The following is a 255-nucleotide window of genomic DNA, read 5'->3' on the forward strand; positions in this document are numbered from 1 at the left end:
GCGACGGCGCCCCGGTCCAGGCCATCGCCGCCGCCGGCCACGGCTTCGCGCTGTCCCTGCACGACCTGCGCGCGCTGCCCGGCCACGAACAGGACGCCGCCGTGGCGCGCCTGCGCGCCGACGAGGCGGCCCAGGCCTTCGACCTGGCCGCCGGCCCGCTGGTGCGCGGCCGGCTGCTGCAACTGGCCGACGACGAGCATGTGCTGCTGCTGACCCAGCACCACATCATTTCCGACGGCTGGTCGATCGGCATCA

At 75.3% G+C, this 255-nt stretch carries 1 protein-coding gene; it reads left to right on the forward strand.

Annotation, left to right across the window (positions count from 1 at the left end; all coding sequences use genetic code 11):
- A partial coding sequence (locus KVP70_RS33880) for a condensation domain-containing protein (RefSeq protein WP_217946803.1) occupies positions 1 to 255 on the forward strand: 255 nt, incomplete at both ends.

Origin of the sequence: Duganella violaceipulchra (assembly GCF_019166075.1) — a bacterium.
Lineage (GTDB): Bacteria > Pseudomonadota > Gammaproteobacteria > Burkholderiales > Burkholderiaceae_D > Rugamonas > Rugamonas violaceipulchra.